At 73.1% G+C, this 14,029-nt stretch carries 8 protein-coding genes and 1 pseudogene; 5 read left to right on the plus strand and 4 right to left on the minus strand.

Annotated features, from left to right (window positions below; translation table 11 throughout):
* Window positions 1-50 precede the first annotated feature (50 nt).
* The 3 genes from OG403_RS17030 to OG403_RS17040 all read right to left on the minus strand — a co-directional run bounded on the left by OG403_RS17030 (window position 51) and on the right by OG403_RS17040 (window position 6,634).
* The gene (locus tag OG403_RS17030; protein ID WP_329565256.1) at window positions 51-1,853 is read right to left on the minus strand and encodes a threonine/serine ThrE exporter family protein; all 1,803 of its coding nucleotides are present in this window, start codon (window positions 1,851-1,853) and stop codon (window positions 51-53) included.
* A gap of 375 nt (window positions 1,854-2,228) precedes the next feature.
* Entirely contained in the window at window positions 2,229-4,646 is a 2,418-nt protein-coding gene (locus OG403_RS17035) for a hypothetical protein (RefSeq protein WP_329565258.1), read from the minus strand.
* Complete coding sequence (locus OG403_RS17040) at window positions 4,643-6,634, minus strand: ATP-binding protein (protein WP_329565260.1); 1,992 nt, start codon at window positions 6,632-6,634, stop codon at window positions 4,643-4,645. The genes OG403_RS17035 and OG403_RS17040 overlap by 4 nt, the downstream gene beginning before the upstream one ends.
* Before the next feature lie 265 nt (window positions 6,635-6,899).
* Between OG403_RS17040 and OG403_RS17045 the strand changes: the two genes are divergently transcribed.
* Window positions 6,900-7,217 carry a hypothetical protein gene (locus tag OG403_RS17045; protein WP_329565262.1) on the plus strand — a complete coding sequence of 106 codons (318 nt, stop codon included), beginning with the start codon at window positions 6,900-6,902 and terminating at the stop codon, window positions 7,215-7,217.
* On the opposite strand, the gene OG403_RS17050 is transcribed toward OG403_RS17045, so the two are convergent.
* Window positions 7,196-8,515, minus strand: coding sequence for a TetR/AcrR family transcriptional regulator (locus OG403_RS17050; protein ID WP_329565264.1), 1,320 nt, complete (start codon window positions 8,513-8,515; stop codon window positions 7,196-7,198). The genes OG403_RS17045 and OG403_RS17050 overlap by 22 nt on opposite strands.
* Before the next feature lie 187 nt (window positions 8,516-8,702).
* Here OG403_RS17050 and OG403_RS17055 point away from each other — a divergent pair, with 187 nt between their 5' ends.
* From OG403_RS17055 to tatA, 4 genes and pseudogenes are all read left to right on the plus strand, one after another.
* Window positions 8,703-9,860: an acyl-CoA dehydrogenase family protein gene (locus tag OG403_RS17055; RefSeq protein ID WP_329565265.1), complete on the plus strand. Its 1,158-nt coding sequence runs from the start codon at window positions 8,703-8,705 to the stop codon at window positions 9,858-9,860.
* A gap of 82 nt (window positions 9,861-9,942) precedes the next feature.
* Window positions 9,943-11,706, plus strand: a complete 1,764-nt coding sequence (locus tag OG403_RS17060) for a class I adenylate-forming enzyme family protein (protein WP_329565266.1) — start codon at window positions 9,943-9,945, stop codon at window positions 11,704-11,706.
* Window positions 11,707-11,749: 43 nt separating this feature from the next.
* Window positions 11,750-12,868: pseudogene (locus tag OG403_RS17065) on the plus strand (IS701 family transposase); the annotation flags it as partial.
* A gap of 846 nt (window positions 12,869-13,714) precedes the next feature.
* Window positions 13,715-13,990 (plus strand): Sec-independent protein translocase subunit TatA, encoded by a 276-nt coding sequence (gene tatA / locus OG403_RS17070; RefSeq protein WP_329565267.1) that lies wholly within the window; start codon window positions 13,715-13,717, stop codon window positions 13,988-13,990.
* Window positions 13,991-14,029: the final 39 nt, after the last annotated feature.

Here is a 14,029-nt window from a genome sequence, read left to right on the forward strand (position 1 = left end):
TACCTGTGCTGACGCTGCCTCTAACGCACCAGCAGACCTCTAACGTCCCATCAGAAGCCGCGGGTACGTTTCGCCGCGCGCCGCGGGCCGGTCAGGTACGGCACCAGGCGGCCCTCGGCGCCGGCCAGCGTCCCCAGGCCCGGCACCTTCATGAAGAGTCTGGCCACCTCACCACCCAGGTTCACCCCGATCGCCAGCGCCATCGCGATGGCCGCCGCCCGGCTGACGAAGACCAGTCCGGTGGAGGGGTGCCCCTGGGCAAAGGAGAGCATGCCGAGGTAGAGCGCGGAACCGGGCATCAGCGGGCCCAGAGCCGCGGTGACGTACGGCAGCGCCGAGGCGTAGCGGTAGCGGGCCATCAGCTGGCCGAAGAGGCCGACCAGCCCGGCGGCTATCCCGGTGGCGATGATCGGCGAGATCTTGGCGTTGTAGGCCAGCACCCCGTAGACGGCCCAGCCGATGCCGCTGTTGAAGGTGACCATCGCCAGGGTGCGCCGGCTGGTCTGCAGCAGCATCGCGAAGAAGAGGGTGAGCAGCATCGCGGCGACCAGTTGCACCGGCGGGTTGTAGATCCCGCTGAGCGACTCGGCGGGCCGCAGCTGGGCGTCGTAGCTGACCCCGGCGTAGAGGATCAGCATCACGCCGATCACGATGCCGGCCACCAGGTAGAGCACTTCCAGCAGCCGGGCGGCGGCGGTGATGTAGAAACCGGTCAGGCCGTCCTGCACGGCGGCGACCAGGGCCCGTCCGGGCAGCAGCGCGAACAGGCCACCGGTGATCACCACCGAGCCGCGCAGGCCCGAGCTGCTGAGCGACAGCAGGATCCCGCAGAACGCGGCCGGCATCGCGGCCAGCACGAACTGGTAGAACTCCGGCAGGCCGCGGCCGGCCACCCAGGAGGCCAGCCGGTCGCCGATGATGGCGGCCACCACGGCGTTGATGAAGACCAGCCAGGCCTTGGCGTCCACCCGGCCGCCGACCAGGAAGGTGGCCGCGCCGGCCAGCAGGCCGGCGGTGACCGAGAGCAGCCAGGCCGGGTAGGGGTGCCGGTTGCGGCGGATCAGCGCGAGCCGGCGGTAGGCGTCGTTGACGTGGATCTTCTCGGCGGTGATGTCCGCGACCAGCCGGTAGACGGCCGCCAGCCGGGTGTAGTCGGAGGTGCGGCGGCGCACCACCCGGGCGGCGGTGACCGGGGGCTCGACCAGCGAGGGCTGGTAGGAGATGGAGATCAGGGTGAAGGTCACCTGCGGTTCGCAGCGGTCCAGCCCGTAGGCGTGGGAGACGCCGAGCATCGCGGCCTCGACGTCCTCCGCGCTCTCGCCGCTGGCCAGCAGCAGTTCGCCGATCCGCAGGGTCAGGTCGAGGATCCGCGGCACGTTGCGGGCGGTGACCTCGGGCTTGACCTCGCGCGCGGTGCGCTCGAAGGCGGGGCGCTCGGACATCGGGGTGCGCAGCAGCGTGCGCATCCGGTCCGGCCAGGGCGCCTCGCCGGGCGCGCCCGGGGTGAGCAGCGGGATCGGGCCGCTGGGAGGGTTGTAGCCGACGGCGCGCCAGACCTCGGGCGGCAGCGTGTCCTCGGAGCCGCCGCCGAGCTCGACGAAGGCGGCGAACTCGTCGCGGACCGGGAACTCGGCATCGGCTGGCTCGGGTGCGGCGGTCCCGGGTGCGGCGGCCTCGGCCGCCGGCTCCGGCTCCGGCTCCGGCTCCGGCTCCGACACAGCCTCAGGCTCGGCCTCGGTGGCCGGTCCGAGCAGCCCCTCCGTCTGCAGCGGCAGCGGCGCGAGCGGGATCAGCTGCACCTGGTCGGCCGGCGGGGCCGGGTTGCCGAGCAGCCCCTCGGTCGGCGGCGCCATGGGGGCGGCTGCGGGCCGAGGGCGGGGGGAGGGCGGCACCGGCGGCCCGGACTGCGCGGCGTCGGCCGCGGGCCGGCCGTTCCCGCCGGTGTCCCGACCCGCCCTCTTCCCGCCGCGCGCGCTCCTGCCGCCGCCCGGTCGGCCCCGCTTTGGCACTGCCGCTCCTCACCGCCCCGGGGTGGCCGTGCCACCAACCGTGATCTTCGCCTCCACCTTGCCCGATGCCGAGTCCGGACGCATATGTACAAGTCGTCCAGGAAGGTCGGGAAGGTTCCGAATAGCAGACGATACGACGATGAGATGGCCGGGCGACACCGCGCCGCCGCGAGCACGACGGTTCGCGGGCGCGGTGTCGGCTCTGGCAGCGCCCGGACCTCAGAGTCCGTAGCGCTTGATGACCTCCTCGTGGTGCGCCTCATCGGCACCGGCGGCCTTGGCCAGGTCGAGCCAGCTGAGCGGGTGCGGCCAGCCGGCGGTCAGCTCGGTGAGCAGGGCGTCGGCCTGCGCGGCGCTCGCGGTCGGCGGCACTCCGAGGGCCGCGTAGATCCCCGGCAGCTCGGCCTGCTCGTCGGCCGGGTGGGTGATCAGGTACTGGTCGCCGCTGTAGGCCCAGATCCCGTGGCCGGCCTCGCGCAACGCCTCGCGCAGCTCGGCCCAGGCCTGCGGACCCGGCCAGGCACCGTCCACGAAGTAGGTGGTGTACCCGGCCGGGTCGAGCAGCGTGAGCAGCTCGAAGGTCGGCCGCCAGCGGGCCTGCTCCGCCTCGTCCGCGTCCTGGGCCGGAGCCGGCTCCAGCAGGGCGGGGGCGAAGACCACCAGGTCGTGGTGGTTGAGCGGGACGTCCTCGCCGAGCACCGGCAGGATCCGCGCGGTGGCCGGGCCGGTCCGCAGCGCGGGCAGGTCGGTGGCCGCCCCGTTGCTGCGCCGGGCCCTGACGGTGACGACCTGCCACTCCTCGTCCACCGGACCGTCGGACTCGTCGAACTCGATGCCCAGCCGTGCGCCGGTCTCCCGGACCACCGCCCAGTCGCGGTTGGCGGTGGCCGCGGTGATCAGGTGCCAGAGGTCGGCGGGCTGGACGGTGCGGTACAGCTGCTCGGGGGCGGTGCCCTCGACCGGCAGGGCGTGCGCCAGCAGCTCCTGGTAGAGCCGCTGGGCGGTGGCGTGCTCGCCCAGTTCGGTGGCCGCGGCGGCGGCCAGCCGGCGCGGGTTGATCCGGTCCGGCTCCAGTGCCAGCAGCGCCTGGCAGCTCTCCACCGCCTCGGCCCAGCGGCCCTCGGCCACCGCCCAGCGGGCCCGGATCCAGTGCGCGTCGGCCGGGCTCGCGATGGCCACCCGCTCGGCCAGCCGGCGCAGGCCCTCGCCATCGCGGGCCTCGATCAGCACCGAGGCCAGCATGCCGATCAGGTCCTGGTGGCCCGGGTCCTGCTCCAGGCGGGCCCGCAGGAGTTCGGCGGAGCCCTGCTCATGGCCCAGCGAGGCGAGCAGGCCGGCCAGGCTGAGCAGCAGGCCGGTGGCGCCTGACACCTCATCGGCCGACGCCTGCGCACGCTCGAGCGCCGCCCAGCCGGCCGCCAGCAGGTCCAGGTCTCCCTCCGGATCCGGCTCCGGAGCCGCATCCGGGCCCGGCGCTGCCGCCGCCGCCTCGTCCCGTTCGCCGAGCCAACGCGGCAGCTCCAGCGGCGCGACCGGCAGCGACGGCACCGGCAGCGCCTCGGCCGCCGCCCGCAGCTCGGCGAGCGCGGCGGCCGCGCCCTCGGTGCGGCGCAGCAGCGGCAGCTTGCGCTCCCCCGTCGCCACCAGCGCCAGCGCCACCGCGCGGGCCCCGCGCCGCACCGCCAGCCGGCCGGCCATCAGCGCCAGGTCCAGGCAGGGGCGGTGCGATCCGGCCGCGTCCAGGTAGGAGACCCAGTGGGCCAGCCGGACACCGAGCCGGGCGTCGTTCGGGAACCGGTCCACAGCCACCAGGCGCTCGACCGCCTCGGTCCAGCGGTGCCGGATGTCGGCGAAGCCCTCGGCCTCCTCGAGCGGCGGCAGCTGCGCCAGCGCCTCGTCGTGGCGCCCGAGCGCGGCCAGCGCGCGGGCCCGGAGCACGCCGAGCTTGCGCTGGTCGTCCTCGTCCAGGGTGTGCCGGGCGGCGGTGTAGGCCTGCTCGGCGGCGGCCAGCGCGGCCAGCGCCTCCTCGGGCCGGCCGAGCTTGTACAGCGCGGCGGCCCGGGCTTGCCCGAAGGAGAGCGAGACGCTCGCCCCGGCCGCCTGGATCCGCAGCTGCGCCCGGTCCAGGTGGGCCAGGGCGGCCTCGGCCCGGCCGTCGTCCTCCAGGGTGTCGGCGTACTCACGGGACAGGCAGTCGAAGCAGGCGCGGGCCGGCTCGACCCGCTCCAGCGCCTCCTCCAGCACGGCGAGCCGCTCGGGGACGTAGCCGGGGCCGTCGATGTTGGCGTGGCAGATGGTGAAGTCCTGCACCGCGCAGACCGCCTGCGGGCAGCCGGCGGTCTCCTCGCGGTGCGCGTACTCCAGCAGCGAGACGGCCTCGGTCATCGCCCGCTCGCCCTGGTGGCGCTTGTTCAGCAGGTTCTGCAGCCGCCAGTGCCGCAGGAACACCTCGACCCAGGGCAGGCCGAGCGCGCGGGCCGAGGCGAGCGCCTCCGGGAACATCGCGTCGAGCTGCTCGTTGCGCCCGTCGACGGCGTGCCCGGCGATCTCCGCCAGCGCCGTGGCCAGCCGGTGCTGGCCGGACTCGACCAGCCGGCCGTGGGTGTCGTGGACCCAGCTCCAGATGTCCGTGGTCATCGGACGCCCTCCCCCTGCTCACGCGGCGAATCGTCACCGCGCGAATCGTCACCGCGCGGATCGTCACCGCGTGGATCGCTACCGTGCGGATCGGCACCGCGCGGATCGTCACCGAGGATTCTGTCGAGTCCCGCTGACAGCTCGTCTGTGGCCGGCGCGGTCAGCGCGGCGACGGCGGTGCCGACCCCGGCCAGCGCTGCCCCCAGGTCGCCGCCGGCCGAGCCGGTGGCACCGGCCGCCGCCATGATCACCTTGAGCGAGCGGAGCAGCCCGGCCGCCGTCGCGCTGCCGGTGTGCCCGGCCCGGTAGGCCCGCAGCAGGTCCTGGACGGCGGGTGAGGCGGTGTTCAGGTAGAGCCGGGCCCTGGTCCCGCCGTCGGTCCTGGCGGTGAACGCGCGGGCCAGCCGCAGCGCGGCCGACGGGATCCGGGCGTCCGCCTGGTCGTCCTCGATCCGCGCCTTCAGCTCGGCCTCCCGGTCGGGAACCAGCACCAGCGGCAGGCCGGGCGGCTCGAACCGGGCCGGCACCAGCTGCTCGCCCTCGTCCGCCAGCGCCGCGGTCAGCCAGCCCAGCTCCTCGGCGGGCAGCGGCTGTTCGGGGTCGCGGAACAGCTCGCGGTTGCCGTCCTCGCTGCCCAGCTCGACGATCCGGCAGTCGCGCAGCTGCGCGTAGCGGCGCAGGAACGGCAGCACGGCGTACCGGTCACCGCGCGCGATCGGCACCCGCATGGCCCGGTAGAGCATCTCCTCGAAGCCGCCGCCGGAGCCGAGCGCGACGTGCACCGCGCCCCCGCCGGCCGCCCGCAGCGCGCCGGCCGTCAGGTCGCCCTGCGAGGTGGGCACCGGGACGTCGTCGGCGAGCAGGGTGAAGAGCCGCTCGTCGCAGAGCGCGGCGCCCAGCAGGTCCTGGCCGTGCCGGGCCAGGATCCGGCGCCAGGCGGCCGGGTGCAGCCGGGCGGTCTCGTAGAGGCCGTTGACGATCGCGTCGGCCAGCGCCTGCTGCAGGTGCCGGTAGTGCTCGTCGCGCTGCAGGTCCTCGCGGCTGGCGGTGGGGGTCAGGCGGTTGGACTCGACCACGCCGCCGATGAATCCGGCCCAGCTGGGCAGCAGGTCGCGGGCGTCGTCGGCGAGCAGCATGCCGCGCAGGTAGACCGCGAGGTCGCGGTTGTCGCTGCTGCCGTAGGTGCCGCCGTCCTGCACCCAGAGCAGGCCGACGGCGTCCGTCCCGCCGTCGACCGGCTCGAACGGGAAGGCCGCCAGCGGTTCGAAGCGCCGCCCGAAGGCGGTGGCGAACTCCATCCGCGCTGCGTACAGGCGGGCCTGCGGGACCGGTTCCCGCCAGGGCACCGCGATGTCGTTGACCGGCCGCTGGTCGTCGCCGACGTACACCGGGACGGCCAGCAGCACGCAGTAGCGGCCGAGCACCTCGCGCAGCGCCGCCTCGTCGGCCAGGTGCGCGTGCTCGGGCTTGAGGGTCAGTTCCACCACGGTGCCCGGCCGCGGGCGGGCGGGCGCCGGCTCGACGCTGTACTGCTCGCCGCCCCGGCTGCGGTAGCGGTGGCCGAGGGCCGGCTCGCGGTGCGAGGTGGTGGTGACGGTGACCTCCTCGGCCACCGAGAAGGCGGAGAGGAAGCCGAGGCCGAAGGCGCCGATCAGCTCCTCGTTGCCGGTGACCTCGCGCAGCAGCCGGGTGTAGCCGGTGCCGACGGTGGCCAGGTAGGCGTGGATCTCGGGTTCGGTCAGGCCGGCACCGGTGTCCTCGATCGCCAGGGTCCTGCGGGCGGCGTCGGCGCGCACCGTGATCCGCGGCTCGTGGGCGGCGGCGCCCGCCGGGTCCTCCAGCCGGCGGCGGGTGTGCGAGTCGTGGGCGTTCTGCACCAGTTCGCGCAGCGCGACCAGGGGTGTGGAGTAGAGATGGGTGGCAAGGACGCTCACCAGGCCGCCCAGGTCGACCTCGGTGGTGCGCAGGTTCTCCTGACCTTCAGACATGGTCCGTCAGTCTGCCAGTCCGACAATCGTGCGACCAGCGGATTCCCGGGTGTCCACGCCGCCCCCCAACTGCCGGTCGGTCCAAACCTTCTCCGGTCGATATCCGGCGGTTATGACCCTATTGAGCGAATCACCGCCGGATCACTGGCCGCCGGCCGGAGTACCGCGTGATGCTGATGGTGCGACGTCAGACAACCGGCGCATTGGGGCGGCCACCCCGGAGGCGCCAACTCGCAGCAGTACCAGTACTCCTAGGGAGACCATCGTGTCCCGTACCCGTGCCCTCACCGCCGTCACCGCGCTCGGCGCCTTCCTCCTCCTCGGCATCGGCAGCGCCCAGGCCGACAACGGCGCCGGCGCCAGCAACGGCTCCAACAGCAGCGTGGTCAGCAACTGGGGCTCCGGCAACGTGGTCGGCAGCGTGACCGGCAACGGCAACGCCTCCCAGCAGACCGCCACCGGCTCCGGCGGCAGCAACCAGAACAACACCACCGGCGTGGCCGGCAACGACGGCAACGTGGCCGCCGAGCAGGGCAACCTCAACTACCTGCACGCCGTGCACTACCTGCCGCTGGGCGGCTGACCGGCGCCCGAGTGGTGAACCGCTGAGCAGGGGACGGGTCCGGCGCCGGACCCGTCCCCTGCGGCGTCCGGTTCCGGACGCCGACCGGTGCCCAGGACCGCATGCGCCAACTGCTCCAGCTGCGGCGCGAGTTCCGCCCCGAGATCCCGGGACCGGTTCCGCACCCCGTCGTTGACCAGGGCGAACATCGCGTGCACCCGGATCCGGGCCTCGGCCTTCTCGTCGTCCGGGCGGACCCGGCGCAGCAACTCCACCCAGAGCCGCAGGAAGTCCCGGCGGAAGTCCAGCGCCGCCTTGCGGTCCGGCTCGGCCAGCCGCTCGGTCTCGCTCACCATGGCGCCCAGGTAGTGGCGGTGCCGGCAGGCGAAGGCCACATAGGCGCGCAGCCCCTGGTCCAGCAGGTCCGCCGGCTCCCCCGCCGCCGCCAGCACCGGGGCCACCTCGTGCCGCAGCCGCTCACGGCAGCGGACCAGGGCGGCGGCCAGCAGGTCGGTCTTGGTCGGGAAGTGCTTGTACAGGCTGGGCCCGGCGATGCCCACCGCCGCCCCCAGCCGGTCGGTGCTGACATTGTCGAAACCGCGCTCGTCGAACAGCCGGACGGCCGCCGCCAGCAGTTCCTCGCGACGACTCGACGGTCTCGGTTCGCACGCTACTCCGCTGCCCTCAAGGATCATTGACGATCCGTCAGACAACGGGGCGGCGAACACCCCGAGCAGCAGCTCGGCCATCAGCCGCTCGAACCGCCGCCGGGGCGGCGCGAAGGTGTGGTACGACAGACTGCCGGCCACCGAGAGCGCCGACCAGGCCAACAACTCCGCTTGAGCCGAAGACAGTTCCGGCCTGGCGCCGGCCAGTACCCAACCCGCCGCACGGACGCTGGCGCGCAGCACCCGGCGCAGCTCGGCCCGGTCGGCCGGCGGCAGCAGCCGGGCGTCGCGCTGCCAGAGAGTGGCGAGCAGGCGCTGGTCCAGGGCGACCACCGCGAGCGCCTGGGCCAGTTCGCGCACCGCGGCCACCTGGTCCGCCCCGGCCGCCGTCCCACCAGCCGCCGCCACCCGGTCCACCGCCGCCGCCAACTCGCCGAGACCACCGCGCACCGCCTGGCGCAGCAACTCGGGCTTGCCCCGGTAGTGCCGGTAGAGCGCGGGCGCGGTGATCCCGACCGCCGCCGCCACCTCGGCCATCGCCACCTGGTGGTAGCCGCGCCGGTGGAACTGCTCGGCGGCAACCGCGAGGATCTGCGTCCGCCGCCCGCGCGGCCGGCGCGCGGGCCCGTCCGGGCCGCCGTCCCGTGCCATCCGCCGCCTCCTGCCACTGCCCGCCGCCCGGCTAGCAATCATTCACATAAAGGGCGCACAGGTCTACTGCCGCAGCACGGCTGATCACCGCAGTCGACTGCGCGCGGACTCTGGACAGGAAAGCTACTGGCGATTAACTTGGCGATCGATCAGCGTCCTGCCCCACCCGCGCGAAGGGAGCGCCATCGTGCGCCGCACTGTGTACAACGAGGACCACGAGGCGTTCCGGGCCACCATCCGGGACTTCATCACCAAGGAGGTCGTCCCGGTCTACGAGAGCTGGGAGACCGAGGGCCACCCGCCGCGCTCCTTCTACAACAAGCTCGGCGAGCTGGGCATCTTCGGCATCGAGGTGCCGGAGGAGTTCGGCGGCGCGGGCGAGACCGGCTTCAAGTACCAGGCGGTGATCACCGAGGAGGTGGCCCGCGCGGGCGTCAGCTTCGGCTCCTCGGGCGTGCACACCGGCCTGGTGCTGCCCTACATCCTGGAGTACGCCAACCAGGAGCAGAAGGAGCGCTGGCTGCCCGGCTTCGTCTCCGGCGAGATCATGACCGCGATCGCGATGACCGAGCCGGGCGCCGGCTCCGACCTCGCGGGCATCACCACCACCGCCAAGCTCTCCGCGGACGGCACCCACTACGTCCTCAACGGCGCCAAGACCTTCATCACCGGTGGCGCGCTGGCCGACCTGGTCCTGGTGGTCGCCCGGACCAGCGCGTACGACCCGGCCAACCGCCGGGCGGGCCTGTCCATCCTCTGCGTGGACACCACGTCCGAGGGCTACTCGGTCGGCCGCAAGCTGCACAAGATCGGCCTGCGCACCTCGGACACCGCCGAGCTGTCCTTCGTCGACGTCAAGGTCCCGGTCGCCGACCTGCTCGGCGAGGAGGGCAAGGCGTTCAGCTACCTGACCCACAACCTGGTCCAGGAGCGCCTGGCGATCGCGGTCGGCGCCTACGCGGCCGCCGCCGCGGCGGTCAACTTCGCGCTGCAGTACGTCAAGGACCGCAAGGTCTTCGGCCAGGCGGTGGCCGAGTTCCAGAACACCAAGTTCGTGCTGGCCGACTGCAAGTCGCAGGTCACCGCGATGCAGACGATGGTCGACCAGTCGCTGGAGCTCTACCAGAACGGCGAGCTGACGGTGGCCGACGCCGCCGAGGGCAAGCTGTTCTGCACCGAGGCGGCCTCGGTCGTGATCGACAAGTGCCTCCAGCTGCACGGCGGTTACGGCTACATCCTGGAGTACCCGATCGCCCGCCTGTACACCGACAACCGGGTGTTCCGGATCTACGGCGGCACCAGCGAGGTCATGAAGACGATCATCGCCAAGTCGCTGGGTCTGTAACCACCACGCCGGGGGCGGGCCGCGCCAGGACCTGGCGGCCCGCCCCCGGCTGCCGCGTTCGCGCCGGACCGTGGAGGCCGCCTTGACCAGCCCTGTCCCGTCCAGCAACTCACTCGCCGTGGTGACCAGGGTGCAGGCCGCGCTCTCGGCCCCCGGCACGCCCTTCGCCACCGTCGACACCCCGCGCGGACGGCGCTACGCCAACGCCCCCGCCGTGCTGCGCGAGGTCCTGGAGGCCACCCGTGCGCACGGCGAGCGGCCGTTCCTGCTGCTGGACGGCCGCGGCTACAGCTACGCCGGGCACTACGCCACCGCCGCCGCACTGGCCCACCGCTGCCTGACCGAGTACGGGCTGCGCCCCGGCGACCGGGTGGCGATCGCCATGCGCAACCTGCCCGAGTGGCAGGTCGCCTTCTGGGCCACCCAGCTGGCCGGGCTGATCGCGGTGCCGCTGAACGGCTGGTGGTCGGGCGAGGAGCTGGCCTACGCGCTGGACGACTGCACGCCCGAGCTGGTGGTGGCCGACCCGGAGCGCACCGAGCGGATCGAGCCGTGGCTGGCGGCCCGGGGCGAGCAGGGGAGGCGCCCCTGGCTGCTGACCGTGGGCATCACGACGCCGCCCGGCCCGGACACGCCGCGGACCGAGCGGTTCGAACGGCTGCCGCCCCCCGCTGACGGCCTGTCGGCCCCCGAGGTGGCGATCTCCCCCGAGGACGACGCCACCATCATGTACACCTCCGGCACCACCGGACGCCCCAAGGGCGTGGTCGCCACCCAGGCCGCGTGGTGCGCCGCCGCCCTGAACCCGCGGTTCTTCAGCGCCACCGCAGCGCTGGCGGCCGGCCGGGACCTCGCGGCGCTCCCGCCGCAGACCGTGCTGCTGACCTTCCCGTTCTTCCACGTGGCCGCCTTCACCACGCTCTTCCCGCTGATGGCGAACGGCGGGAGCGCCGTCCTGCTGCACAAGTGGGACGCGGAGCAGGCGCTGGAGCTGATCGAGCGCCACCGGATCACCCTCTACAGCGGGGTGCCGACCACCGCGCTGGGCCTGCTGGACGCCGCCGAGCGGCGCGGACTGCCGCTGACCGGCCTGACCACGATCGGCACCGGCGGCGCCGCCGCGCCGCCCGAACTGGTCCGCCGGATCCACCGCCAGTTCGACGGCCGGGTGGAGGCCCGCAACGGCTACGGCCTGACCGAGGTCTGCGGCGGCGTGATCGGCAACGTCGGCGCGCGCTACCTGGAGCACCCCGAGAGCATCGGCCGCCCCTCCCCCGCGCTGGAGGTGCGGATCGCCGACCCGGCCGGCGGGCGCCTGCCCGAGGGCGAGGTCGGCGAGCTGTGGCTGCGCGGGCAGGCGGTCTTCCGCGGCTACTGGCGCAACCCCGAGGCCACGGCCGCCGCGTTCAGCGGACCGCCGCAGGCCGGCGGCTGGTTCCGCACCGGCGACCTGGCCTGCCTGCGGGAGGGCGAGGTCTACGTGGTGGACCGGCTCAAGGACCTGGTGATCCGGGGCGGCGAGAACGTCTACTGCGTCGAGGTCGAGGGGGTGCTGCACGACCACCCGGCCGTCGCGGACGCGGCGGTGCTCGGCGTGCCGCACCCCGCCCTCGGTGAGGAGGTGGCCGCCGTGGTGCGGCTGCGCCCCGGTGCGAGCGCGGACGCCGAAGAGCTGCGCCGGCACGTCGCGGGCCGACTGGCGGCCTTCAAGGTGCCGGCGCACGTGGTGTTCCGCAGCGAGCCGCTGCCGCGCAACCCCACCGGGAAGATCCTCAAGCGCGAGCTGCGCGCCGAGGTCCGGGCGGAGCTGGCCGAGCGGCTTAGTACTGCAACTGCACTTGCGTGACGATCATGGTTTTGGCTCGTTGAAGTGACTGTGTGCTGAAGAGCTGACGGTTGAGCAGGTCGAGTCGTGGTCCGATGGCATAGCCGGGTTCCATGCCCGGTTCGCCCACCATTTCGGCAGGTCGGAGCCCCGCGAGCGGGCGCTGGACTACCTGAGGGGGCTACTGGCCCCGCTGGAGCGGAAAAACGGCTGGACGCTGTCCGAGCAGGTCGGGCAGCTGCGCCCGGACTCGGTCCAGCGCCTGCTCAACCACTCCGAGTGGGACGAGGACGCGGTCCGCGACGACGTGCGCGACTACGTGGTGGAGACCATCGGCACCAGGGACGGCATCCTGATCGGAGACGACACCGGCTTCCTGAAGAAGGGCACCAAGTCCGCCGGCGTCCAACGCCAGTACACCGGCACCGCCGGCCGGACAGAGAACAGCCAGATCGGAACGTTCCTGGCCTACGCCTCGACCAAGGGCCGTGCGCTGATCGACCGGGAACTCTACCTTCCCGTCTCCTGGACAGATGACCGCGAGCGCTGCCGAGCTGCCGGCATCGACGACGAGATCCCGTTCGCGACCAAGAACGAGCACCTCAAGTGGATGCTGCAGCGCGCGATCGACGCCGGGGTCCCGTTCGCATGGGTGACCGCCGACGAGGCGTACGGGCAGGTGAAACACCTGCGCTCCTGGCTGGAGGAACGAGGCGTCGCCCACGTGCTGGCCACCAAGGTCAACGACACCGTCATCACCACCAGTTGGGCCGATATCCGCGTGGACTCCCTGATCGCCGCCCTGCCCCGCCAGGCATGGAAACGCCTTTCCGGCGGGCAGGGCGCACACGGCGAACGGATATACGACTGGGCCCGCGTCGCGATCCGCCCCGTATGGGAGAACGGCTTCGGGCACTGGGTCCTGGCCCGCAGGTCGGTGAGCGACCCCACCGAGATCGCCCACTACGTCTGCTACGGCCCCGTCGACACCCGCCTGAAAGACCTGGTCAAGGTGGCCGCGGCCAGGTGGGCCGTGGAGGAGTCGTTTCAGATCGCGAAGAACGAGTGCGGCCTGGACCACTACCAGGTCCGGCTCTACCGCGCCTGGTACCGCCACATCACCCTGTCCATGGCCGCACTCGCCTACCTGACCGCCCTACGCGCCCAGGAAGCCACAAAGGGGCACCGCAGACGACGAGCAAGACCTCATACCCCTGAGCGTCCCGGAGATCCGCCGACTGATGGGCCACCTCGTCAAACCCCGCCACCAGACCAACGAACACCATCTGCACTGGTCACGCTTCCGACGACGCAGCCAAGCCCGAGCACGCCGATCCCACTACAAACGCCGAGGCCACACTCCCCAGATGCGGTTGCAGTATTAGCTGAAGGACGACTGGTCGGTGGAGTTCGCGCCGCGCCAGGCGTCCAGGCCCGCCTGGGAGGCGGCCCGGGCCTGCTGGAAGGCGCGGGCCGCCCGATCGGTGGGCGCGGTGTCCAACTGCCGGACCCAGCCCCGGCCCGCGGTGGCCAGCGCCACACCGACCATGGCCGTGCCCAGCAGTCCGGCCACCGCGCCGACGCCGCCGAGCAGCAGCCCGGCGCCGATCAGCTTGCGGTTGGGCTGGAACCCTTCGAAGATCTTCTGAGTGGTCGTCATACCGCCCACCATCGGCGAGGCGGTCGCCACCCGCACGCCGGACGGGTCCGACCGGGCGTCAGCCGGTCGCCGCCGTTGCCCCCGGCCACCCGGCGCCGCACCTGTCGCCGCACCTGTCGCCGCGCTCGCCGCCTTGCTCGGCGCCGCCTCGAACGAATGAATGCCTGCTGGGCGCGGTTGACCGACCGCCTCGGGTGACCTGGGCCACAGTGGCGCGCAATGCGCCGAACGTGCCACCGTCACCGGCTCTTTGACCACCGTTTCCCGACCGGTGTATACGTTCCGGCGCCGGGCCAGGCATACTGGCGATGTCGGGCGGGTCCGTCCGGCCCAGCAACCGCGAGAAAACCGAAGGGACCGGTGGTCAGGATGTTCCGCAACGGTCTGGAGCCCTGGCACCTCCTGGTGGTGCTGGCTATCGTCATCCTCCTGTTCGGCTCCAAGAAGCTCCCGGAGATGGCCCGCGGGCTCGGCAAGTCCATGCGCATCCTGAAGGCCGAGACCAAGGCCATGCGCGAGGACGACGCCCCGGCCGCCGACACCGGCACGGCGAACTCGACCGCCACCGAGCAGGAGCGCCCGGCGGTGGCCCCGGTCAACGTCACCAAGTCCGACGAGACCACCCGGACGAACACCACCGCCTGATCGGCTTTCGCAGCCCCTGACGCGCCCTCCGAGGAGCGT

Origin of the sequence: Kitasatospora sp. NBC_01266, assembly GCF_036242395.1 — a bacterium.
Taxonomy (GTDB): Bacteria; Actinomycetota; Actinomycetes; order Streptomycetales; family Streptomycetaceae; genus Kitasatospora.